At 58.6% G+C, this 22,025-nt stretch carries 24 protein-coding genes and 1 pseudogene; 14 read left to right on the top strand and 11 right to left on the bottom strand.

What is annotated here, in order from left to right; all coding sequences use genetic code 11:
* Positions 1–142 precede the first annotated feature (142 nt).
* The 5 genes from AC0C6X_RS23805 to AC0C6X_RS23785 form a co-directional block, all read right to left on the bottom strand.
* Positions 143–505, bottom strand: coding sequence for an EF-hand domain-containing protein (locus AC0C6X_RS23805; RefSeq protein WP_247959892.1), 363 nt, complete (start codon positions 503–505; stop codon positions 143–145).
* 323 nt (positions 506–828) lie between these two features.
* On the bottom strand, positions 829–1,812 hold the full coding sequence (locus AC0C6X_RS23800) for a zinc-dependent alcohol dehydrogenase family protein (protein WP_173514982.1): 984 nt from the start codon (positions 1,810–1,812) through the stop codon (positions 829–831).
* A gap of 74 nt (positions 1,813–1,886) precedes the next feature.
* On the bottom strand, positions 1,887–2,234 hold the full coding sequence (locus tag AC0C6X_RS23795; RefSeq protein WP_472955747.1) for a DUF5335 family protein: 348 nt from the start codon (positions 2,232–2,234) through the stop codon (positions 1,887–1,889).
* On the bottom strand, positions 2,234–2,464 hold the full coding sequence (locus tag AC0C6X_RS23790; RefSeq protein ID WP_173518043.1) for a ChaB family protein: 231 nt from the start codon (positions 2,462–2,464) through the stop codon (positions 2,234–2,236). The genes AC0C6X_RS23795 and AC0C6X_RS23790 overlap by 1 nt, the downstream gene beginning before the upstream one ends.
* A 345-nt stretch (positions 2,465–2,809) precedes the next feature.
* A complete protein-coding gene (locus AC0C6X_RS23785; protein ID WP_173514980.1) occupies positions 2,810–3,502 on the bottom strand; it encodes a CBS domain-containing protein in 693 nt (230 codons plus the stop codon).
* A gap of 320 nt (positions 3,503–3,822) precedes the next feature.
* On the opposite strand from AC0C6X_RS23785, the gene AC0C6X_RS23780 reads away from it, so the two are divergent.
* The 4 genes from AC0C6X_RS23780 to AC0C6X_RS23765 all read left to right on the top strand — a co-directional run bounded on the left by AC0C6X_RS23780 (position 3,823) and on the right by AC0C6X_RS23765 (position 6,062).
* Positions 3,823–4,152 carry a hypothetical protein gene (locus tag AC0C6X_RS23780; RefSeq protein WP_173514979.1) on the top strand — a complete coding sequence of 110 codons (330 nt, stop codon included), beginning with the start codon at positions 3,823–3,825 and terminating at the stop codon, positions 4,150–4,152.
* A 36-nt stretch (positions 4,153–4,188) separates the two neighbouring features.
* On the top strand, positions 4,189–4,488 hold the full coding sequence (locus AC0C6X_RS23775) for a c-type cytochrome (protein WP_472955537.1): 300 nt from the start codon (positions 4,189–4,191) through the stop codon (positions 4,486–4,488).
* A gap of 34 nt (positions 4,489–4,522) precedes the next feature.
* Positions 4,523–5,173: a universal stress protein gene (locus tag AC0C6X_RS23770; RefSeq protein WP_472955536.1), complete on the top strand. Its 651-nt coding sequence runs from the start codon at positions 4,523–4,525 to the stop codon at positions 5,171–5,173.
* A 73-nt stretch (positions 5,174–5,246) separates the two neighbouring features.
* Positions 5,247–6,062 (top strand): MarC family protein, encoded by an 816-nt coding sequence (locus AC0C6X_RS23765; RefSeq protein ID WP_173514978.1) that lies wholly within the window; start codon positions 5,247–5,249, stop codon positions 6,060–6,062.
* A 41-nt stretch (positions 6,063–6,103) separates the two neighbouring features.
* Here AC0C6X_RS23765 and AC0C6X_RS23760 read toward each other — a convergent pair whose 3' ends face one another.
* Positions 6,104–7,381, bottom strand: a complete 1,278-nt coding sequence (locus AC0C6X_RS23760) for a DUF2254 domain-containing protein (RefSeq protein ID WP_472955534.1) — start codon at positions 7,379–7,381, stop codon at positions 6,104–6,106.
* 72 nt (positions 7,382–7,453) lie between these two features.
* Positions 7,454–7,870: pseudogene (locus AC0C6X_RS23755) on the bottom strand (mechanosensitive ion channel family protein); the annotation flags it as partial.
* A 293-nt stretch (positions 7,871–8,163) separates the two neighbouring features.
* On the opposite strand from AC0C6X_RS23755, the gene AC0C6X_RS23750 reads away from it, so the two are divergent.
* On the top strand, positions 8,164–8,670 hold the full coding sequence (locus tag AC0C6X_RS23750; protein ID WP_472955531.1) for a CYTH domain-containing protein: 507 nt from the start codon (positions 8,164–8,166) through the stop codon (positions 8,668–8,670).
* Between the two features lie 89 nt (positions 8,671–8,759).
* Positions 8,760–9,517 (top strand): IS5 family transposase gene (locus AC0C6X_RS23745; protein ID WP_472955529.1). Its coding sequence is split into 2 segments (ribosomal slippage): positions 8,760–9,102 and positions 9,102–9,517, totalling 759 coding nucleotides; the frame shifts between segments, so codons are not numbered across the junction.
* A 237-nt stretch (positions 9,518–9,754) separates the two neighbouring features.
* Here the strand turns inward: AC0C6X_RS23745 and AC0C6X_RS23740 are convergent.
* Positions 9,755–11,275, bottom strand: a complete 1,521-nt coding sequence (locus tag AC0C6X_RS23740) for a bifunctional aminoglycoside phosphotransferase/ATP-binding protein (RefSeq protein ID WP_472955528.1) — start codon at positions 11,273–11,275, stop codon at positions 9,755–9,757.
* 354 nt (positions 11,276–11,629) lie between these two features.
* Between AC0C6X_RS23740 and AC0C6X_RS23735 the strand changes: the two genes are divergently transcribed.
* From AC0C6X_RS23735 to AC0C6X_RS23725, 3 genes are all read left to right on the top strand, one after another.
* Positions 11,630–12,049 carry a DUF3775 domain-containing protein gene (locus AC0C6X_RS23735; RefSeq protein ID WP_472955526.1) on the top strand — a complete coding sequence of 140 codons (420 nt, stop codon included), beginning with the start codon at positions 11,630–11,632 and terminating at the stop codon, positions 12,047–12,049.
* A gap of 78 nt (positions 12,050–12,127) precedes the next feature.
* Positions 12,128–13,033: a DNA-binding protein gene (locus AC0C6X_RS23730; RefSeq protein ID WP_472955524.1), complete on the top strand. Its 906-nt coding sequence runs from the start codon at positions 12,128–12,130 to the stop codon at positions 13,031–13,033.
* Positions 13,034–13,051: 18 nt separating this feature from the next.
* Positions 13,052–14,092 carry a ribose-phosphate diphosphokinase gene (locus AC0C6X_RS23725; RefSeq protein WP_472955522.1) on the top strand — a complete coding sequence of 347 codons (1,041 nt, stop codon included), beginning with the start codon at positions 13,052–13,054 and terminating at the stop codon, positions 14,090–14,092.
* Here the strand turns inward: AC0C6X_RS23725 and AC0C6X_RS23720 are convergent.
* Positions 14,075–15,082, bottom strand: a complete 1,008-nt coding sequence (locus tag AC0C6X_RS23720) for a hypothetical protein (RefSeq protein ID WP_472955520.1) — start codon at positions 15,080–15,082, stop codon at positions 14,075–14,077. The two genes, AC0C6X_RS23725 and AC0C6X_RS23720, sit on opposite strands and share 18 nt — an antisense overlap.
* 60 nt (positions 15,083–15,142) lie before the next feature.
* On the bottom strand, positions 15,143–15,949 hold the full coding sequence (locus AC0C6X_RS23715) for a universal stress protein (protein WP_472955519.1): 807 nt from the start codon (positions 15,947–15,949) through the stop codon (positions 15,143–15,145).
* Positions 15,950–16,121: 172 nt separating this feature from the next.
* Between AC0C6X_RS23715 and groL the strand changes: the two genes are divergently transcribed.
* The 5 genes from groL (at position 16,122) to AC0C6X_RS23690 (ending at position 20,364) form a co-directional block, all read left to right on the top strand.
* The gene (gene groL, locus AC0C6X_RS23710) at positions 16,122–17,744 is read left to right on the top strand and encodes a chaperonin GroEL (protein ID WP_472955745.1); all 1,623 of its coding nucleotides are present in this window, start codon (positions 16,122–16,124) and stop codon (positions 17,742–17,744) included.
* 25 nt (positions 17,745–17,769) lie between these two features.
* The gene (locus AC0C6X_RS23705) at positions 17,770–18,087 is read left to right on the top strand and encodes an ATPase inhibitor subunit zeta (RefSeq protein ID WP_173514970.1); all 318 of its coding nucleotides are present in this window, start codon (positions 17,770–17,772) and stop codon (positions 18,085–18,087) included.
* A gap of 351 nt (positions 18,088–18,438) precedes the next feature.
* Entirely contained in the window at positions 18,439–18,966 is a 528-nt protein-coding gene (locus tag AC0C6X_RS23700; RefSeq protein WP_472955517.1) for an Hsp20/alpha crystallin family protein, read from the top strand.
* A 79-nt stretch (positions 18,967–19,045) separates the two neighbouring features.
* Complete coding sequence (locus AC0C6X_RS23695; protein ID WP_472955516.1) at positions 19,046–19,876, top strand: universal stress protein; 831 nt, start codon at positions 19,046–19,048, stop codon at positions 19,874–19,876.
* A gap of 44 nt (positions 19,877–19,920) precedes the next feature.
* Positions 19,921–20,364 carry a baeRF12 domain-containing protein gene (locus AC0C6X_RS23690; protein WP_472955515.1) on the top strand — a complete coding sequence of 148 codons (444 nt, stop codon included), beginning with the start codon at positions 19,921–19,923 and terminating at the stop codon, positions 20,362–20,364.
* 522 nt (positions 20,365–20,886) lie between these two features.
* On the opposite strand, the gene AC0C6X_RS23685 is transcribed toward AC0C6X_RS23690, so the two are convergent.
* Complete coding sequence (locus AC0C6X_RS23685; protein ID WP_472955513.1) at positions 20,887–21,999, bottom strand: site-2 protease family protein; 1,113 nt, start codon at positions 21,997–21,999, stop codon at positions 20,887–20,889.
* Between the last annotated feature and the right edge of the window lie 26 nt (positions 22,000–22,025).

The following is a 22,025-nucleotide window of genomic DNA, read 5'->3' as shown; positions in this document are numbered from 1 at the left end:
CATCTTGTCGAGCTGCAGGCTGGACGGGAAAGTGCCACTCGGACTGCGTCACAATCGCAATTCGACACCGCACTTGGCGCGCGCATCGATGAGGTCTCGACGGCAGACTTGCCCCAAATGGCGCTGCTGATTTCTCCGGCCTTTATTGATCGCGCATAAAGCCCTGCATCTCCTCGGGCGTCACCTTTCCGTCTTTGTTTGCATCGATCTGGGCGAAGATCCGCTTATGGATCGCGGTGACTTCTTCGACCGAGAGCGCACCGTCGCCATCGACATCGGCAATGGCAAACATGATTTTCATCATATGGCCGTGCATCATGCCTTGTTGCATGCCACCCCTCATGCCGTATTGCCGCCCCCCCATCATCGCACCCGGCATCATCTCGGAGTAACCAGTTTGTTCATCCTGTTTTTCGACCGGGGCCTGCTGAGCGAAGGACAGCGTCGGGTTGCTGGATAAGAACGTGGCGGTAATCGCAACATATGCGAGTTTTGCCGTGGTCATGTGGGTTCTCCCTTCAAAGGCAGGAAATCGGCGGCACCAGACGTGGATTTGCTTCGCGAGTCGGCACATTCCTGCAATCGTGCAAGCACGCATCAATTTACCTCGAGAACCGGACGGGTTCCTTGCGCTGCATCAACTGAACCCAATACTCAATCAGGATGGACATCATCACCGTGAAGCTTTGCGCTGTCTAAGGAGGGCGGACCTCACCATTGATGCGGGGCCATCCATCGGCAACGGATCTCTGCAGCTCCTCACGTGGCAACGTCGAATTGGCTGCTCGCTCGCCGTTCCACCCACCATATCAATGTGCGCGTTCGAGCTTAGGGAACGAGAACGGCTGCCCCGTTCAACCTGCCACGGCGAAGATCCTCGAGGGCTTCATTCGCTCTCTCAAGCGGGTAGATAACCGTGTGTGTCTTCACTTGAGCTTTCTCAGCAATGGGAAAGAACTCGCGGGCATCGGCGCGCGTCAGGTTTGCGACTGAAACGACTTCGCGCTCTCCCCACAGGATCGAATAGGGCATCTGAGGAATATCGCTCATGTGTATGCCACCACATACGACCCGTCCGCCTTTGCGCACCGCCCGCAGCGCCGTCGGCACCAGTTCGCCCGCCGGCGCAAAGATTATGGCGGCGTCAAGCAAATCGTCCGGCGCCTCGTCCGATCCACCCGCCCAGCTTGCACCAAGACTGATGGCGAAGCGCTGGGCCTGAACGTCGCCAGACCGGGTGAAAGCAAAGATTTCGCGCCCCTGCCATACTGAGATCTGGGCAACGATGTGGGCAGCGGCGCCGAAGCCAAAGAGACCGATGCGCCTTGCCTTACCTGCCTTTTTCAGAGCCCGCCAGCCAATCAGGCCAGCACAAAGAAGCGGCGAAACAGCCACTGGGTCTGCTGCGGGCTCCAGCTTGAAGGAAAAGCGTTGGTCGGCAATGACGTGAGTGGCAAATCCACCATCGCGTGTAAAGCCCGTGAAGAGCGGCTTATCGCAAAGGTTCTCCCGTCCGGAACGGCAATAGGGGCAATGGCCACAAGTGGAGCCCAGCCAAGGCACGCCAACGCGGCTTCCAACAAGAGACGGATCGACATCACCGCCAACCGCTTCAACGACCCCGACGATTTCGTGGCCCGGCACCAGCGGAAGTTTCGGATGATCGAGTTCTCCGTCTACCACGTGCAAGTCGGTGCGACAGACGGCGCAGGCCTCCACGCGAATTCGGATTTCGCCAGGGCCTGGCGGCGCATCGACAAGGGTTTTCAGGACCAATGGCGTCCCAGGTTTTTCGAGCACCATCGCCTTCATCACATACCTCAACTGCCACGATATGGCGAAAGAGACCTAAGCCGCGCTCCAGGACAATTTCGCTCCGCTCTGGGTCAGTCGTCCGGGGCGGAAAGCCTGAGCGGGCTCGTCAATGTGATGATCTGGCGGTGTTGATCTGAATCCACGATCTCCAGACCACGAAGCCCGTCGACCCCTTCGAGAATTGCTATGCTGGCCGGCTTGTGAATGAGATGATCAAGCCCTTCCATAGCAATCTCAAGAAGCTCTCCCTTGGGATCGAAGGTGATGCCGACCAATGGGACCGACTTCGCCTGGATCTGGTCACCCAGTCGAAGGCCGGTTATCTCGACCTGCACCCGCTTGCCTCGAAGGGCCTTTGCCATGCGGTCGAAAAAGAAATGCCACTCGGACCGAGCTAGAATGCGACTGGTCATATTCATCACTCCTGTTGATCAGCGGGCAGAGGACGCGCAAGCCAGCGTCTCCCGATTTTCATATAGCGCCGCTTCACCGCCCCCCAGGCTATTCGATGCGAAGCCTCCTCCTGACGCGGGTCATTGGCGTGAGAGACAAACGCATGATTGAATGCCTTGCGATATATGTCTTGCGCATGCCCGGGCAAGATTCGCCTGAGGGATGCCGGCAGGTCGTCGTTGGAAACATAGGGCATCGGTTTCACTCAACGTTTGCTCCGGGGACCGAAAGTGTCCGTCCACCTTACGTCCGCACGTCCATAAGCGCATGGGCGTGCTGACGATTAGCCATTGAAGATAGGCTACTTCTGGACAGTCGGCTTTGTCGGCGATCAATGACGGAGTTAACCCGCCCCGGCAGGCAACAACCCTCAACGCAAGCGGCCCAAGACATCCCCGCGCCTGTCGAGTTCATCTCCCGGTGCCACGCCGTCGCCGCCCAGGCAGCAATGCCAAACCGAAATGCATGTTCCATTGGCCCAAACAAGTCCCCCCCGGCCATCAATGGTGGCGTTGAGCGCAATCGCGAGAACAGACTTCGCTCACCGCAGCGAGCCAGGAGGTGCGCAATCGGCCTCGTTGGCAATTCGAATCTCGTTTCTCACGCATCCGAGACCGCACACCGCTTCCGCCGCAACACGAGCAGCCAGGCGCTTGACACCGCTTTCGACACTGCCGCACAGGGCAACAACGCCGCCCTCCACCCTCACCTCAATAGCGCCTTGCTCGATACCAAGATCGGACGACAAGCGCGCCAGCACTGCACGCTTCATGGCTTCATCGCTGGTGGCAGGCCTGTCGGGCCTGGCCGCAACGATCGCCTCGAGAATGTCGCGACGGCTAACGATCCCAACCAGACGGCCCTGATGAACAACCGGTATGCGCTTGATGGAACGGGTCTCCATCAGGGCGGCAATATGGGCCACCGACGCATCCGCATCCACTGTCACTGCACCTGATGTCATCGCGTCTCCGACACGCCAACCGTGACCTTTGCTGTAAGGATAGGGATACGGTTGTGGAGCGCTCCCACTGGACCCCATTAATGCAGCCGAACCCAGTTCCGAGCGGTGCAGCAAGTCCCCCTCGGTCAGCATACCGACAAGGTTCCCACCCTCGTCGCACACCGGCAAGCCACCAATCCGGTTGGCGAGCATCATTCTCGCGGCATGCCGGACATTATCGTCAGGCCTGACGGTTATGACCTTTCTGGTCATGATGTCTGCGGCGCGCATCTGCGACCCCGAGCAAGACTGGAACGCTCGAAACATATCTCAACTGTCAACATGTGAGATTGACGCCGGTCAATAAAGGACCCCAAAGAGTTCCAATCGCGACCAAATGGAAAAGCATTGATCGGCGTCAACGACACGGATGCCGGGGCTCGATAGCGTGCGCGTTGGTTTCGCCGGCGTTTCGGCGCTTGAGCAGTTGCCAAAAGATAAGGCCAATTCAATCAATATCAACTCCGGGTGGAGCGAAGGGCATGCAAAGAACACTTGGACATCAATCGAGCGCAGCCTTCTGGCCCGTTCCATCTTCGAGAGTTTCCCCGATGGAAGCAGCGGGCATGCTGTGGTCGTTCGGGCGTATACAAGCCGCCACGATAGAGGCGACTCTTCGCTATCAGATCGAGGCGTTGAAGTTCCTGGAGAGCCGCCTCGAGAGCGATCTGCACTTTCTCGAAGATTGCCAATCGCCAGATCACGCGGGCGATCTGTTCGACGTCTGGTGCAGCTTCTGGCAAGACGCCGTCCTTGGCTATTTCAGAGAAGGCACGCGGATCACGGAAATTGGCTCGGCCGCCATGCGCAAGGCGGCAAAGCGGCTTCACGAAAACGAGAAGCACCTGGTCGAGAACATGGCCGCGCAAGCGGTAATTTAGATGCGGGCGGGCGGGCCGATGACGAGAAGCTGTGGTTTGAAAGTCGCGGTTGCTCTCCTTCTTCTGCAGAGCGAGCAAACTGTCGCGGCCGATGTCGCCCGCGGTCGTGCCATCGCCGCCAGGTGGTGCAACGAATGTCACGTTGTTGCACCAGGACAGAAACGCGGATCAGACTCTGTTCCGACATTTTCCGAGATCAAGAAAACAGAGCAGCTCGACGAAGCCCGTTTGTCGGCATTCCTGTCGGCGCCACAGCATTCGCGGATGCCCGATCTGTCTCTGACACGCTTCGAAATCGCTGATCTCATCGCCTACATCAAGGCGCAGCAACCGTAGCCGAGCCGGCCTCATCGACTGGCGCGAGCCGTCGATGGAGACAATCGAGCGGACGAGTTGCGATCAACAGTGGCGTTGCGACGAAAAATCCGTGGTTCTGTTCATCCTCTCTTTGACGGGAATCAATGCATTCAGCACCAATTTCGAGAGACTTTACGCGATGGAGGAAGCCATAATGATCAAACATATCCTTGTGGCGACCGACGGATCCGATGAAGCCCGACAAGCCGTTGAGATCGCCGCGACTATCGCCAAGAGTTTGGACGCACGCATTACGATCCTTCACGTCATCCTGCACGGTGTGAGAGCCAAGGAAGCAACCCGGCTCGCCCGCGCCGATCCTCTCCTACGGCGCAGGTCAATCGTCCAGGAGCGGACGGTCGTCTCGGCGAATGACTTGTTCCAGAGTGTGCAAGGCGACCTTGGAGAGGCGGCATCCGTCTTGGGCGCGGTTATCGCGGAGAATGCTGCCGAAGACGCACGGTCCATCGGGGCTGGCGACGTGCACACGCGGGTCGAACCCGGCGATTATGCTGAGACCATTCTCGCCGTGGCAGAGGAGATTGGCGCCGACATGATCGTTGTGGGCAGCCGAGGGCTGGGACGATTAGCGGGCATGGTGCTTGGGAGTGTCTCGCAGAAGATCGTGGAGCATGCCGGCTGCTCTGTCACGGTCGTGCGTTGAAATATCAGAGAAAGCTGCGGATCTGTCGCGTTCGGCTTCCGGGCAAACGGCCCCCTTGGCTGGAGAATGGTCAATGACGACATGCCTGCGGAAAATCACTGCCAAGCTTGCGACATCACGCACCCGCAATACCTGCTCGCCTGAAGCATTCCATGGACCCAGGCAGCGTCATTTTCGCTGTCCGAACGGTCTGATCACTACGCTGCTGGTGATCACGGTCTATTTCCCGGTTCAGTCTTTCGCACAAGCGTCAGTTAGTACAGCTTTGCCAGAGGCCGAGTTCGGTGCGCGAAAAGTGTTCCTCATGCTTTTCTTGATGCTCGGCCCGATCAAGATCTTGGTGCCGTTTGTGACGATAACAGACAACTGGGAGACCCACTTACGGCGTCGGCTGGCCCGGAGAGCTATCCTTTTCTCGGCCGGTGCTCTGGCAATCGCCGGATTTCTTGGGCGCACCATGCTTGAAAACTTTGAGATTTCACTGCCCGTTCTAGCCATGACCGGCGGCATCATCTTGTTTCTGGTGGCGCTGCGAACCATCCTGCAGCAGTCCGTCAGCTCGGTCGATCACGCGTCGGCACCCGATCGAGCACCAGACCTGAAGCTTGCCCTTGCACCACTGGCTTTTCCGACGATCGTTACGCCTTACGGGGTAGCCGCGGTAATTGTCTTCGCGACGCTGGCAGGCGGTCGCCAAGCGGAAGGCTTCACCGTGGCCGCTATCGTGTTGTTGATCCTGGCGCTCGATTGGCTCGCGATGCTGTTCGCGGAAACCATTTTAAAATGGATCGGAACCTCGCTTCAGGTCTTGGCGGTAGTGCTCGGGGTCACCCAAGCAGCACTCGGTCTTCAGATCATTCTACATAATCTTAGCATGATGGAATGGTAAGAACTCTAGCGGCATGCGATGCGCAGCCTTCGGCCGGACACTCACGTCTCCGCTGGGCCACCCAGTCCTTGCGTGTCGGCAATGCGTGCCAAAGCAGCGTCCTCCGGCAATAGGTAGGCGCGGTCGATCATTCGGTCGAGTAGATCGCGCTCAACCTGCAACGCCTGTTTCCGGCTCTCGGACAACACATTTTCGAGATTGTCGATCATGGCGCGAAGCCTCCTTGCGATCTGAAGATTCTCTACTCCGTAGATCCTAATCTCGCGACAGGTGAGTTGTACGAAGTCTTCCCAGTCCGGTGTTGGATACACCACACGAAGCCGTCCGCCCCCATCGCAGAGATACTCATTGCGTAGATCGCGTCCGCCAACGCTGCGCAGTAAGCGATGCAGTTGGTCGATGGCCAGCACTGCAGTCGTCGCGTCGTTGATCGCTTTGGAGAGTGCCTTCGTGGCAATATCGACAATGACCCTGAGAGCGAAAGTTGGATCCTGCTCGATAGTTCGCTCACGCCCAAACGCAACGCTGTTGCAAAGTTCGCTGGCAGGAATTTTCGCGGCACCACCGTATAGCCGGAACAGGGGCTGGCCATATGCCACGAAGTCGCCGACGCGTGCTGCAAGCTCAACTATACCGTCTGCCCGGGTTGCTTGGGCCAGCAGGGACTTCACGTCCACGGCAAGAATGATATCTGATGAACCGGCATGCAAGACGACCTCGTCCGGCTTTCCAAGCGCGTCACGCGTCTGAAGTTGCCCCACAGTCTCCTTCCAGCGCTCAGGATAAACGCTTTCGATGACGGTGAACCCCTGCTCGGCGACACTATGGATGATGCTGACGGGACGTAGCAAACGAGCTGAATAATCAATCAAGTAAAGAAATGCTGCCAGCGAGAGGACGCCAAGGGCCGCCGAGATCCACACTATGGAGGCCGGAGCCGACGCGTTCACGCGACTTATCGCGCCGATGGCGAACAGCAGCGTAAAGATGAACAAGCCCACGGTAAACCGGATGACATTATCTCGCAGCAGCGTGGTCGCGATGATCCGGGGCGTAAGCTGTCCGCTTGCTATTTGTATCGCCACAAGCAGTGAGCCGAACGTGAAGACGAGAAACGAAAGCGCCAGGCTTATGATCGCCTGCATCGCAGCAACCGTGCCATCGGCCCCTAACGGCCAGGGCGGGATCCACCCTATCCATTTCTCCGAAGTAAGAACCGCGCGAAAAAAGGCCTGCTGCACGATGAGCGCAAAAAACGGGATGATCCACAAGGAGGCACGCACGTAGCTCTTGAGCGCATACAACCTGTTCCAACTCATCTCTTGTCACACCCTCCTCGGATCGGACGAGCCTCCTGTCGCACTTCTCGCAGTGTTGGCGAAGAAGCCTCATCAAGCCACGGCTTGACCCGCCGCTTCGGCGATTTGTGCCGCCTTCGCCGACTGCTGGATCTGATGGGCGGCCGCAGCCGCAGATTCGCCACTTCCTTCCACATGGACCGTCGGCACGACGATCTTGATGCCATTTTCATCGAAGGCCTTCTTGATCATCATGAAGGCGCGCCGCTTGATGGCAAACTGCGCGTTGGGCTTGGTCATGAGTTTGTGCCTCAGGACGATCGCAAAATCCCCGAAGCTATCGACGCCCTGCATTCTCAAGGGCTGCAGCGTGTCCGCCGCGAACTCTGGGTCCGCGGCCAATTCCTGGCCGATCTTCTTTATGAGCTCGCGCGCCAATTCGATGTCGGAATCGTAGGTGACGTTGATCGTCATTTTGTCGATCACCCGGTCTCGTCTCATGTTCTCGACGGGTCGAAATGCGGTGCCATTCTGGACGTCTCTGGTCGCAGCGACGAGCTGCCAACTCACAGTTCCGGCGGCCACGCTGCAAATACCGCTAAAAAAGATATTTCTAAATCTACAGCCGGACATTGACGCGGATCAATTTAAGCGAGCAGCGACGCAGGCATAGTAACAACGGCCGAGGCTCGCAATGAACAAGGATGGCGGTCAAATGGTCATCGAATTGTTCTCGAACAGCGTTCACGACAACCCGGCTCAGGGTTGGCGGTTGTCCATCTGGCGCAGTCAGTGAGGCAGATATGGCGGCGGAGATAGAGAGAAAATTTTTGGTCTTTGACGATCGCTGGCGACAGCATGCCTCTGAAGGTTCCGTCCTGCAGCAAGCATATCTCGTGGCAACGAAGGGCGAAACCGTACGCATCCGGACGATAGATGGCCGGCGGGCCACGTTAACAGTCAAGATCCGAACCAGTCGCAATCGACGCGAAGAGTACGAATACGAAATTCCCTATACGGACGCGAAGGAAATGTTCGAGCACGCGCGAGGAGTCCTCCAAAAAACACGTTTTGAGGTGGAACATCAGGGTTACGTCTGGGAAGTTGATGTCTATTCCGGCCACCATCGTGGCCTCGTAGTTGCGGAAGTTGAACTCGACGGTAGCAACGATACTCCCCCGTTGCCAGATTGGCTTGGACCTGAGGTTACTGGAAATCCACGTTATTCAAACCGGGTTCTGGCAAAAGGAAAGTTTATTCCAACGAATGCGACGTCGTGCTTTAGGGTACCTAATCGTAGACGCGCTTAAGTGCCGGACTAGGTCCAATCGACATTCAGGATTCCCAAATCAGTTGATCGCTGATTCATAGGAGACCGTGTTGAACGAGGGTCTTTTGCATGGCGGCGAAGCGGTATGAACTGAGCGATGCTCAGTGGGTCAGGATTGCATCTTTGTTGCCTGGTAAGGCTGGTGATCCCGGGCGCACCGGCTCGGACAACCGCTTGTTTATCAATGGCTGTCTTTGGGTGCTGCGTTCCGGCGCCCATTGGCGCGATCTGCCGGAGCGTTATGGCAAATGGAAGACGGTGCATAAGCGCTTTAGCCGCTGGTGCCATGCCGGCATATGGGAGCGGGTGTTCGAGACGCTGACGGCTGACCGTGACAACCAGTATCTAATGATCGACAGCACCATCGTTCGTGCCCATCAGCAGGCGGCATCCGGAAAAGGGGGGGCAAGGATCAGGCGCTGGGGCGTTCCCGAGGCGGACTGACCACCAAGATCCACATGTTGGCCGACACGCTTGGTCGGCCGCTACGTTTCATTGTGACGGCTGGCCAAGTTGGCGACATCACGCAAGCGCCGGCTCTTCTGGATGGCCAGAGCGGCGATGCCGTTCTGGCTGACAAAGCCTATGACAGCCATGCCTTGCGTGAGACGATCGCCGACATGGGAGCCGTGGCGGTAATCCCGTCAAACCGCTCGCGCAAGGTCATCATCCCCCACGACGAACTCGTCTACAAACATCGCAACCGCATCGAGCGATGCTTCAATCGGATGAAGCACTTTCGTCGCTTCGCCACGCGCTACGACCGTAGAACCATTCACTTCCAAGGCTTCCTCTATCTCGTCGCCGCAATGAGTTGGCTCCAGTGAATGTCGATTCGCCCTAGCCCTCCAGCGGAGCGCGCGAAAGTAGTTACCCCTTAATGGCAACATCTCTCACGCACTCGGCGTCCTTGTTCAGGGCCCGCTTCAGCCCCTGGCTGCAGGCCAACACGCGGCGCGATGTCGGCTTCCGTATGAAGCAGGTGTCTCATCTTTTCAGCTCACTTTTGCCGGCTGATGTCGTTCGACGCTCGACCCAGAAGGATCGCTGAATTGTCTCGGCACTCACGCAGCCTTTTCAGGTTCGAGGATCTCTTGAACGATTTTGTCGACCCGACGCTCTGCATTGATCATGCGCCAGGTAAGCCCCTCCCTCTCACCGGAAATCTGCCGTGCCAGGACGCTCAGGTCCGCATCAGAAGGCCCCCCATCTCTATTGGCAACGCGCTTTCGCAAGATGGACGTGCCAGCATCCAACCAGACGGCTTTGCATTGGACTCCGGCGCTCTTGGCGGCGGCCTCGATGAGCTGGCGGTTGGCCAACCGGTCGAACACCGCATCCGCGACAACAGATCCCCCGGCCTTCAATAGAGCCAGGCTGCGGCGGGCCATCTCGGAGTAGACTGTATCGGATACGCTTGAACGATAGGCATCTGCACCGAGGTGTACCTCGGCTGGAACCCCATGCAGCGCCTTCCTGATGCGGTCGCTTTCAATAATGCGAGCGCCGGGAGGGGCGCCGAGCCACGCAGCCAGCGCATCTGCCACGGTTGTCTTGCCGGAGCCGCTGAATCCGCCGATCACGATCAGGCGCGCGGGAACCGCGGTGAGCAGCGAGCGGGCGAGCTGAAAGTAGGACCGCGCCTCGGCGACAAGTTGCTCCGGGCGACTTCCACCTTCGGCAACCTGGGTGGCAATGACATGGGCTCTGACGGCGGCCCTTATGGCCATGAAGAATGGCAGAAGCACGAAACCGTCCTCGTCATCGGTTTGGTCGAGATACCGGTTCATGACCAGATTGGCGAATTCAGGGAAACCACGGTGCCAGAGGTCCATCAGCAGAAACGCCAGGTCATAGAGCGTGTCGACAGTGGCAATCTGATCGTTGAACTCGATGCAATCGAACAATCGGGGTTCACCGTCGAGGAGGCAGATGTTGCGCAAGTGCAAATCGCCATGGCATCGCCGAACCTTGCCGGCCGCCTCGCGGGCATCGAGGAGACGCTTGAACTGGGCGAGCGTTTGCTCGAAGCGGCGTGTAATCTCTGTAAGTTCGACAACCCCAAAGACCCTGCTCGTCGCGAAGCCGGCGGCATTGATGGTAAGTACCGCCGCAGTGTTCACCGATCCCGAATACTGGTGGATGACGGGTGCTGAGCGGTGGTAGCTCGCGATCATGCGCGCCGCCTTTGTCATCAGTGTCTCATCGAGCCGGCCATCGACCGCCATGCGGTCCAACAGAGCGTCCTGGTCGAAACGAACCATCTCGACGACTGCATCGACAAGTTCGCCCTCGCCGAAGGCCAGTTGCCCATCCTTGTCGCACGCGATCCGCCGGACGCCGAGGTACAGGCCGGGCGCAGTCGCCTTGTTCAGCTCGAACTCCTTTTCGCAGGCTCTCAGCCGTAGCTCCGGCGTCGAAAAGTCCACATAGGGAAGCTTCACCGCGCGCTTCATTTTGAAGGCTCGGTTGCCGGCGAGGAAGATCTCGGAGATGTGAGTTTGGATATGCTCGACCCTCTCGCATCCATGCGTTTTCCGGTCGCTAAGAAATGTCACTGTAGCAGTCTGGTCTTGGACGAGCATGCATTTGCCTCGCTTGGATCGCGAATCTCGACGCCCCGGTGCCGGCCTACCGGCTTCGAACGAGGCGCGGGGCCGGGACAGATGTGCTGGCCCGGCAATGATGGAACGCACGCGACAGTATTTCGTTGATGCGGATCAATGGTGCGCCGGTGATTTCACGGCGTCCGACGCCACTTTCCGTGACGATCCGCCCGTTTGACACGCATCAAAGCGCAGATTCGAATTTGCGATCAGATTCAGTGTGTTTGGCGTCGCAGGATCAACCTTGCGCCGCCAGGTCATTGCGCGCGTCCCGATTGCTGATGTGGCGCTCTGGCGTCTGAACGATCTGAAATTGCTAGTTGGAGAAGACAGATGAGTGGAACCTGGAACTTATCCCTCGCGCCGGAGACCGTCTGCTATCTCATCGTCAAGGCACGCGAGTTCGACGTCAAGGATGTCGCCTCGGAGCTCAATCCCGCATCGAACGCCACCGACGACAGCATGATCTCCGTGCTCGAGGATCAGCCCGACGACCCCGTCGAGTCCGAACTGGCGGGCATCATCTCTGACATGAACGAGGACCAGCAGATAGACCTCGTTGCCCTGTGCTGGCTGGGCCGTGGTGACGGCAACGTGGATGACTGGGAGAGTATCCGCGCCGATGCGGCTGAAGCCCACAATGAGCGCACCGCCGCCTACCTCCTCGGCACGCCGCTACTGGCGGATTATCTGGAGGAGGCGATGGCCCAGTTCGGCGAGTCCTGTCAGGAGTATGAGAAGGGCCACCTTTAGCCACTCCAGGCTCGCTCTCACGGGTCAATCTATCGGAATCCCTTATGAGAGTATGGCTTGCGCTTGGGAGCAAGGTCCATGGAAAACCAAATCATTCAACAACCGTCTCACGCCCGGGGACAGACGTTTGCTGAAAACCTGGCGATTGCCGAAAAGCTGCGTGACTATGCCGATCTTCTAGACCAACACGAGGACGACCGTTTCCGATCGCGAGCCTATCGCCGTGCTTCCGACGTTGTCGCCGCGCTGGATCGTCCGGTTGCCACCATACTGGCCGACGAGGGGCGCGAGGGCCTCGAAGCCCTGCCGGCAATCGGTCAGGCCATTGCCGGCGCCATCGCTCAAATGGTGGCGGGAGGCCGCTGGCCCCAACTGGAAAGGCTGCGCGGCGAACTCACTCCGGAGGTCCTCTTTCGCACTATTCCCGGAATCGGAAAGCGGCTAGCGGGCCTGCTCGCCGAAGATGGCCGACTTGAGACTTTCGAGGACCTAGAGCAGGCTGTATTTTCCGGCGAACTCGCCGTAAGGGGTATCGGCCCGAGGCGAAAGAAAATGATATCTACAGCGCTGAGGGAGCGCCTGGGACGGTGGCCGGCAGCGCGCACATGGAAACAACCGAGCCAACCACCAGCCAGGGTCCTTCTGGCGGTCGATCGCATATATCGCGCAAAGGCGGCTTCGGGTGAGCTCCGCACGATTGCCCCCAGACGCTTCAATCCGACGCATGAGGCCTGGCTTCCGATTATGCACATGAGCAAGGGCGACTGGCTTTTCACGGTACTCTTTTCCAATAGCAGACGCGCTCATGAGCTCGGCAAGACACGGGATTGGGTCGTCATCTATCATCAACGCGATGGTGAACCGGAGGGCCGAAGCGTCGTGACCTCCGAAACGCGTGGCCCTACGGCGGGAAAACGCGTGGTTCGGAGTAACCAGGTCGGGCAGACGTTCGCCCCGCAGGAGGTGATGGCGCGCTGTCGGTGATCACCCGATGGCCCGTCATTGCGCCTGTCGATCTTGATCGCCGTCAAGGAACCGCAGCCGCTTTCGTACGATGCTGGAAATATGCGGATTTTTGCACTGAACGGAACGAAAGCGCTCGGACGGACCATAGCCGACCATGTTGGGGGCGCATTGGCCGAGCATGAGGAGCGCGACTTCGAAGGCGGCGAGCACAAGGCGCGCCCACTCGTCAGCGTGCGCGGTGAGGACGTCTACCTCATTCACACCCTGAACGGCGCCCCAGATGAATCGGCCAATGACAAGCTTTGCAAACTTTTGTTCTTTGCCGCCACGTGCCGAGAAAACGGCGCTTCGCGGGTGACCGTCGTCACTCCCTATCTCGCTTACTCGCGCAAAGATCGACAAACCAAAGCGCGCGACCCGGTGACGACGCGCTATGTGGCGCAACTGTTCGAAGCGGTGGGGGTCAACACGGTGGTGACGCTCGACGTACACAACCTTTCGGCGTTTCAGAACGCCTTTCGTTGCTGTACCGTTCACCTGAACACCCGGCGTCTGTTCAGCGAGACCATTGCCCGCCTGGCCGGAAGCAAGCCAGTCTTGATTTTCTCCCCTGACGCAGGCGGGATCAAGCGGGCACAGCTCTTGAAGGAATCCTACGAGCTCCTGTCCGGCAACGAGGCACAACTCGGGATCATGGAAAAGCGCCGCAGCCGCGGAGTCGTTTCCGGCCATCTCTTCGCGGGCGACGTCCAAGATGCCGTCGTCTTCGTCGTGGACGACATGATCGGCACTGGTGGGACCATGCTGCGGGCAGCGGAAGCTTGTCGGGAGCGGGGGGCAAAGACGGTATACGCGCTCGCCGCGCATGGTTTGTTTGACCGAGGCGTAGAAGCGGTTCTTGCCCATCCTGCAATCGATCGCACGATCGTGACAGACTCCGCTTCCCCCTTCCATGTGTCGGAAGACATCCTGCGCTCCTGCGTCGAAGTCGTTCCAAGCGCACCGCTTTTTGGCGAAGCCATTCGCCGGATGCATTCGGGCGGCTCCATTGCCGCACTTTCAAGCGATGATGATTGACATGTGTTTTCTGGCAGCCGTCAGGTAGGCGAGTGCCAGTGGTCGCCATTTCTCCGCTTGGCGCACCGGGTGCTCGAGGAGGTGAACAAGACAAAGCCGTGCCCGCAGCAGGGCGCGAAATCCGCTGTATAGAGCCAGCAAGCGATCGTCCGGACGATCACCAAGCATCCTGTCCAAAGTTGAAAGAAGCAGCGGCCTAATCCAGCCTGCCCCGAGGATCTCGCATTCCAGTGCCAGATAGTTCATCTCGTCGTAGGGATCGATGATCCGCATCGAACGGTTGAATTCGAGGCAATCGATGATTTGCGGCGGGGTGATCAGGCATATATGCTCCGGACGCAAGTCACCATGGCCTTCCACGATCTTTCCTCTCTTGATCCGCGCTTCGATTGCACAACGCATGTCGCGCAACCCTCGGCCGACCCCATCGAGCAGCATAGCGGCGCCTGACGCAGCCAGATCGAATTCGGGGTCCAGCAAGGTTACTCGATTGACCTCGTGCTCTTGCAACAGATGATGTATGTAAACCGGTCCGTCGGAAGGCTCGGACGGGCGGGCGATATAGAAGCGCGCAAGGCGCTCTTCGATATCGACAAGGTCCGCAGGCGCGACCCGGTTAGCTTTGATGCGCGCGTCCAGCATGTCGTCTGCAGGAAGTCTTCGCATCTCGACGAGCCAGTCGACGACGCGCGCCGAAGGTTCAAAGGTCAACGCCCCCTCGTCGTCGCAGTAGAGTGGCTTGACGGCGCGGTACGTCTCTCGCGCCAGCTGGCGGTTGAGGCGAACCTCTTCGCCGCAGAAGAACTGGCGTGCTTCGACCGTGCTGAAATCCAAGTAGGACAGTTTGACCGGCTTCTTCAGTTTCAGCACCCAGTCGTCGGCGACGAAGACCCAGGACATGTGGGTTTCCTTCGCCTCAATCCTGGACGGTGGCTCGGGATATGATGCCGGATCGCTGAGAAAGCGAAGTTTTGCGTCAAGTGCCGCCATCGATCCCCCTCTTTGCCGCCTCGCCGACAAGGATCCGGGCCAGGGCACATGCCTTGCGGATCAGGATGACATCAGGCGATTGAGAGAGGTTTCGCGCAAAAGCAAGCGCGTAACCCCTCCCAGCAGCCACTCGCGGAGCCGGCTATGGCCATATGCTCCCGAAACTATCAAATCCGCGCCAAATTGCCTGGTTATACTGATGAGGGTCTCGCCGTCCGAGGGAGCATGACAGCTGAAGATCTCCCCGCGGGCCCTTGCACCATGGTGGATCAGGTAGCGGACAACATCATTGACCGTCTCCATGGCATGCTGCCTCTCTTGCTCCTCGACTGTTGCGACAAGGACTTCGCGAGCATGAACGATGAACGGCATCGCATCCGCCACCGCCCGCCGTGCCTCGCGCGTATCCTTCCAGGCGATCACGATCTTATGTGCTCCGAGTGGCTCAAGATCGTCCCTCGGAATGAGGATGGGGCGACCGGCCGAATGGATCAATTCACCGAGATCCACGGGCTTGCTGCCGCCACGGGATGTGCCTGCGATTACGAGGTCTGCCAACCGCGCGGCTGAGGCGAGTTCCTTCGTTGGGTCACCGACGCTCGTTCGCAGCAAATCCGTGGCTCCCTCTTCCGCCTCGAATTCGTTTCTGAGCAATTCCAGGCTGCGTTCGATGTCGACCGCTTCGAGGCGCATGAATTCATCATCCATGACCACACCGGGGGGCGGTGCCGCGATGATGCGAATATCGCCGGCGGCGAAACCGACGAGTGTTGCCTCGAAGCGCGATGCGACGCCACGGGCAAATTTCAGCTGCCGCGCGACACTTTCGTGCATACTCAGGTTTACCAGTATCGTATTGTAAATCATCGCAACGAACCCCGTTCTGGTGTTCCGGTTGGTCCATCAAAGCACCAATCGACCGGCGTTACCTTGACCGCCGTCAAAGGACCAGAGTTGCGCGACCGAGGATGTCTTTGACGCCCATCAAGGTTGCATGTCCCCGTATGTGCTAGAGATTGCCAATCGGAGGATTGGAGCGATGGCGCACAAGCAAGTCCTTTTCCACTCAGCCGCGCGCGAGAAGATCCTGAGGGGAACGGCCCAGCTTGCCGATGCGGTCCGGGTCACACTTGGACCTCGGTCGAAGGCCGTATTGATAGAGAGAAAATGGGGGTCGCCGATCGTCTGTAACGACGGCGTGACGATCGCCAAGGAATTCGATCTGAAGGATCCCGAGGAAAATCTCGGCGCGCGGATGCTGCGACAGGCGGCGGAAAAGACCGGCGAAATCGTCGGCGACGGAACGACTACATCTACCATCCTCGCCCATGCGATCTTCGCCGACGGGCTGCGCAACGTCGTAGCCGGCGCGAGCGCAATCGATATCAAACGAGGTTTGGATCGCGCGCTCAAGCGCGCCGTCGCGGAACTAAGAAGGAATTCGCGCCCAGTTTCTTCGAAGCGTGAAAAAGAGCAGGTGGCAACCATCTCGGCGCACAACGACACGCACATCGGCACACTCATTGGAGAAGCGATGGAGAAAGTCGGCGACGAAGGGGTCATTAGCGTCGAGGAATCGAAATCAACGGAGACGGTCTTCGATGTACTCGAAGGCATGCAGTTTGATCGCGGCTACCTTTCGCCCTACTTCGTCACCGACATGGAGCGGATGGAAGTGGCGCTCGAGAGCCCTGTCATTCTGCTTTTCGACCGCAAGATCACATCCCTTAAGGACTGCGTCGGCCTGCTCGAGGCCGTCGCCAAATCTGGCACGCCGTTGCTGATCATCGCTGAAGACGTTGAAACGGAAGCGCTTGCCACTCTGATCGTTAACCAGATGCGCGGAACGCTTCGAAACTGCGCGGTAAAGACGCCCGGCTTCGGCGACCGAAGAAAGGCGCTGCTTCAGGACATAGCCATACTCACAGGCGGTCAGCTGATTTCCGAAGAATTGGGCATCAAGCTGGAAGCGGTGACACCCGAACAACTTGGCCGTGCCGAACGAGTGATCATCACCAAGGATACGACGACGATCATCGGCGGCGCGGGAGATAAGAAGTCGATTGCCGGCCGCGCCGACCAGATAAGGCGGGAAATCTCCACGACGACGAGCGACTACGACCGAGAGAAACTTGAGGAGCGACTGGCAAAGCTCTCAGGCGGAGTTGCTGTCATCAAGGTGGGCGCGGCCACGGAGGCGGAACTCAAGTCGAAAAAGGAGGCGCTCGATGATGCGATCAGCGCGACTAAAGCGGCCGTTGCCGAAGGTATTCTACCAGGAGGCGGACTCGCTCTCCTGAGATGCATGGCTGCGGTCGCCGATGAGGAAGTGGCGTGCGAAGGCGACGAGCGCACGGGGGTGCAGATCCTTAAACGCGCGCTCGAGCTTCCGGCGCGCCAGATCGCGGAAAACTCCTCCACTGATGGCGGCGTTGTAGTGGCGAAGATGATGGAGGGGGAAGGCAACTACGGCTTCGACGCCGGACGGAAGGAATATGTCGATCTGATGTCTGCCGGGATTATTGATCCCACCAAGGTCGTCCGCGTAGCGCTTGAAAATGCCGTCTCGGTCGCCAGTGTCCTGCTGCTGACCGAAGCCACCATGACGGAAATTCCGGAGCCGACGAGGGACGCCCTCGTCGATACCACGATGCAATCATAGCCTCCCAACACATCGGAGCACCATGATGACGGCACTGAACGAACGCGAAAAGGCCCTTGAAGAGAAGTACTTTCTCGATTTCGAAAGGGCAATTAGGGTTCGAGATCGGCGTAATCGCATTCTGGCGAAATGGGCGGCCCAAGTTATCGGACGCGCAGACACGTCGGCCTATGTGGAAGAGGTGATCACGGCCGGTCAAACAGAGCCGGGAGACGATGATGTCTTGCTGAAGGTTCTCGGTGACCTCCGTGCAGCTAACGTGGCGGCCGATAAGGGAATGCTGCAGGAGAAAATGCGCGCGCTCCTGTTTGTGGCAGCCGAACAGCTCGAGGCCGAGGAATGAAGCTGGCTTGCCTCAGTCTCTACCTTGTCTCGTGCGTCGCTCCGCGGCGGCGATCGTCCGTTTTACCGCGACGAAACTGTTGGGCGTGACGGAATCGATGCCGCAATCGACGAAATACCGGAGCGCTGGCCACTTTTCAATAACGACATGATTGGCAATGCCTCGCGTCGCGCTGCGTCAAAGCAGCGACACACGACCTTTGACGGGCGTCAATGCGCTGCCTTCGAGAACGCGGTCTAATTGCGAAGTCTGCTGGTCGGGCGGCACCAGGCCGCAGAGGAAGGATCGGAAGATCGGCTCTCTCACGTGTCGCCGGCCGCACGCCACGTCCATTCAAAGGAGAAACCAGTCATGGCTGAGCCAGCAACCAAACTTCCCATCAAGCAAGACGAAAAGACAGCTCGTTCCCGCCCGGAGTCGTGGTTGCCTGTTGAAGGCCTTCGGGCCGAAATCGACCGCCTGTTCGACGACTTCACGCCGAGTTTCTGGCGGCTCCCCTTCGGGCCGGCTCAGGTTCAGCGGGCATCTCTCTTGCCGACTTGGGCAATCGCACCGGCCGTCGATCTCGTGGAAAAGGAGACAAGCTACGAGATCACCGCTGAGCTGCCAGGGATCGACGAGAAGGATATCGAGGTGAAGGTATCCAACGGAAACCTGACAATCCGCGGGGAAAAGCAGGAAGTTAAAGAAGAAAAAGACAAAGAGTACGTGCTGTCGGAGCGGCGTTACGGCTCATTCCAGCGCGCCTTCAGAATGCCTGAGGGCGTGAAGGCCGACGAGATTGCAGCGACCTTCTCGAAAGGCGTACTGACAATCACCCTGCCAAAGACCAAGGAGGCTCAACAGAACGACCGCAAGATCCAGGTGAACGCCGCCTAGCGCTCGAGCGCCCCGCTCCGCAATGAGCTCAAGCACTCTGCGGAGCGCTGCGCGTAGAAAGTAGAAAAGGGAGGAAATCATGTCATTCAAGACAATTCTGAACGTGCTCGGCGAGCATGAAAGCGCCGAAGATTTGGAGACGGCGATGAAACTCGGCGGCGAGGTGAGCGCTCATCTCAGCGCCCTTCTCGTTGTTATGGCGCCCGTGCCTACCGGGCGCTACCAGACGCTATCGCCGAGCTGGCTGGAAGTGCGCGAGCGCAACCTGCAGCAACTTTCCGAGCGCATTGTCAAGATCCGCGAGCGCCTCGCAACGGCCGAGTTGTCATTTGATGTCGACAGCATATATGCGGAAGTCGCAGGCCCCGCCTACGACATCGGCGAAAGAGCCGTCTACGCGGATCTGGTCGTGGCCGGCCCGGGGGTCTTCGCGAACGACGACTTGAAGTCGCAGGTAGTCAGCGGTGGGCTTTTCCAAGCGGGACGGCCCGTCTTGTTCGTCCCGCGTGACGCGAACGCAACATTGAGACCGAAGACGATACTGCTGGCGTGGGATTCGCGCCCGAGCGCAGCGCATGCCGCAAGGGATGCGCTCGAAATGATGAAGCTGGCTCAGTCCGTTCACGTCACAATGGTCGACCCGGTTGCCGCGTCGAGAGTGAGCGGCGACGAGCCGGGAGCCGATATCGCGACTTATCTCGCGCGCCACGGCGTCAACGTCTCGGTCGAGACCCTGCCGAGCGCGGGCCGCTTCGTGACCGACACCCTGCAGCGGCATGCACTGGACATCAACGCCGATATGATTGTCATGGGTGCCTACGGGCATTCCAAACTGCTGGAGCTCATCCTCGGAGGTGTCACGAAATCCATGCTCAAGGAGGCGAAATTACCGATTTTGATGGCGCATTGAACGGATGAATATCCCAGACGTTCCTAGGCAGAAAGGGCACAGTCATGAAGCCGAGAATTCCGCACGATTGCTGGGTTTTCGCATGCGACGGGGGCCGCGCCCTTGTCATACGCAATGCGGGGGATGCCGAACGCCTCAACTTTATTACGATGGATTCCATCGTAAACTTTGAACCACCGACGCGAATGATGGGAAGCGATCGCGAGGGCAGGGTTTATCAGTCGACCGGCAGCGCACGAAGCAAGGTTGAGCAGACCGACTGGCACGAACAGGCCGAAGAACGATTTGTCGCCAACATTGCAGGCAAACTATCGGCTCTCGCACGCGACGAGGACATCAAGAATCTCGTGCTTGTTGCGCCCCCGCGCGTACTTGGCCAGCTGCGCAGGCAGCTCGCCCCCCGTGCGCGGTCCGTGGTTACTGCGGAACTGGCAAAAGATCTGGTCAAATTCGAAGTCGCGGACATCGAAAGATACTTCTCTAATTAAGGCGTGGACGGCGTTAGCGTGACGTCTGGCGCCCGTAATCACAGAGCGGCACAAGGGATGGTTCAGATCATCCTTTTGGAGGGCCAGGTGCTCAAACCGCCACTACTGCATGTCTCCTTAAATCGACCTCGATTTAAGGGCGAAGACATGCAGAAAATCAAAGTCCTACAGCGACCTTTGCGCGTCTGAAAAGACGCGCGGCGCTGTAGGCGCAATGTTCCGGCAAAGGGGCAAATGGGTGGTTTTCATCGCTAAGAACGGCCACGCCCGATCAAAAAACAGTCCTTGTGGGGCAGCGCAACAGCCTGGAAGTGGAGATCCGCGACGGGATGGTTTCGGGTGAGAGGGTCATTCTTTATTCAAGTGACCGCATCGCGGAAGGGGTCGCAGTCGTCGAGCGATAGACAGCAATTGTGTGCCTATAGCGCCGTGCGTTCATGTGAATGCACAAAGGATGCCCTAGCACTTTGATTCTAGAGCATCTTTCTGCTTTCAAGCGATACCACTTGAAAGCAGAATGCTCTAGCGCGAGCGGCGCACGCGACCGCCCGGCCGAAAGCGCCCATCAGCGTTGCGAAGCATCAGCAGTTCCCCGATGGTTTCGTAATTCATGAGGCCGACAACTCGTTGGTTGTGATCTACTACAGGCACAGCCGACGTGCTTGCTTCCTGCATGAGCCTCACGCTCGCGTCGATCGGAGACTGACCATCCACCGTGGGGATGTCGCGACGCATCACCGTGATCACGGGCGCGCCAGCACCCCTTTCTCTCATCGCCTGGACTATGCCTTCGCGCGTCATCAGTCCTTCGAACCGGCCCGCCTCGTTCAAGACGGGAAACTCGCTCTGGCTCGTCGCAAGCAGGAGCTCTACGGCCTCGCCGACACAGGCCCGGGGCCCGAGCGTCGCAAAGTCGGTAATCATCACGTCAGAGACGCTCGTGCCGGCGGAGATTGCCTGAAGTTCGCTGCCTTGCGCTTCTGTCTCCGCCGCGAGATAGACGAAGATGGCAATCAGGATAAGCAATGGGTTGAAGAAGACACCAAAAATTCCCATTGCCAAGGCAATGGCTTGCCCGGTGCGAGCCGCAAGCGTGGTGGCGCGCGTCCATGACAAACGCCAGGCTAGAATTGCCCTGAGGACGCGCCCGCCATCCATCGGGAAGGCGGGGATCATGTTGAATACGACCAGAAAGATATTGACGCCCGCGAGCCGCGCCAGGAAATCGACGCGGGGGTCCTGCGGCGACAGCAGTTGTTCCCAGCCCAGTGCGCCTCCGACGACTATGATCACGAGACCAGCAATCACGACATTGACCAGCGGTCCCGCAATGGCAATCACAAATTCTTCGAGCGGCTTGGTTGGGTTGCGCTCTAACCGCGCAAGGCCCCCAATCGGCAAGAGAGTGATGTCCGGTGTCTTGATGCCAAAGTGGCGAGCAGCGGCAATATGCCCGAACTCATGAAGCACCACACAGAGAAAAACACTGATGACGAAGGCAACTCCCTCCCAGGCAGCCGGCGGGCCCCCGATCCGGTAGTGCATGACCCAGATCCAAACGAGCAGCAGGGCGAATGTTACGTGCACGCGGATTTCGGTCCCCGCGACGGAGCCAAGTTTGAAGGACCATTGCATGACGTTCTCTCGTTCTAATAATCCGT

The sequence above is a fragment of the Ensifer sp. VA4 genome (assembly GCF_055710065.1).
Note: the sequence above shows the minus strand (reverse complement) of the source record. Positions and strands in the feature narration are given on the sequence as shown.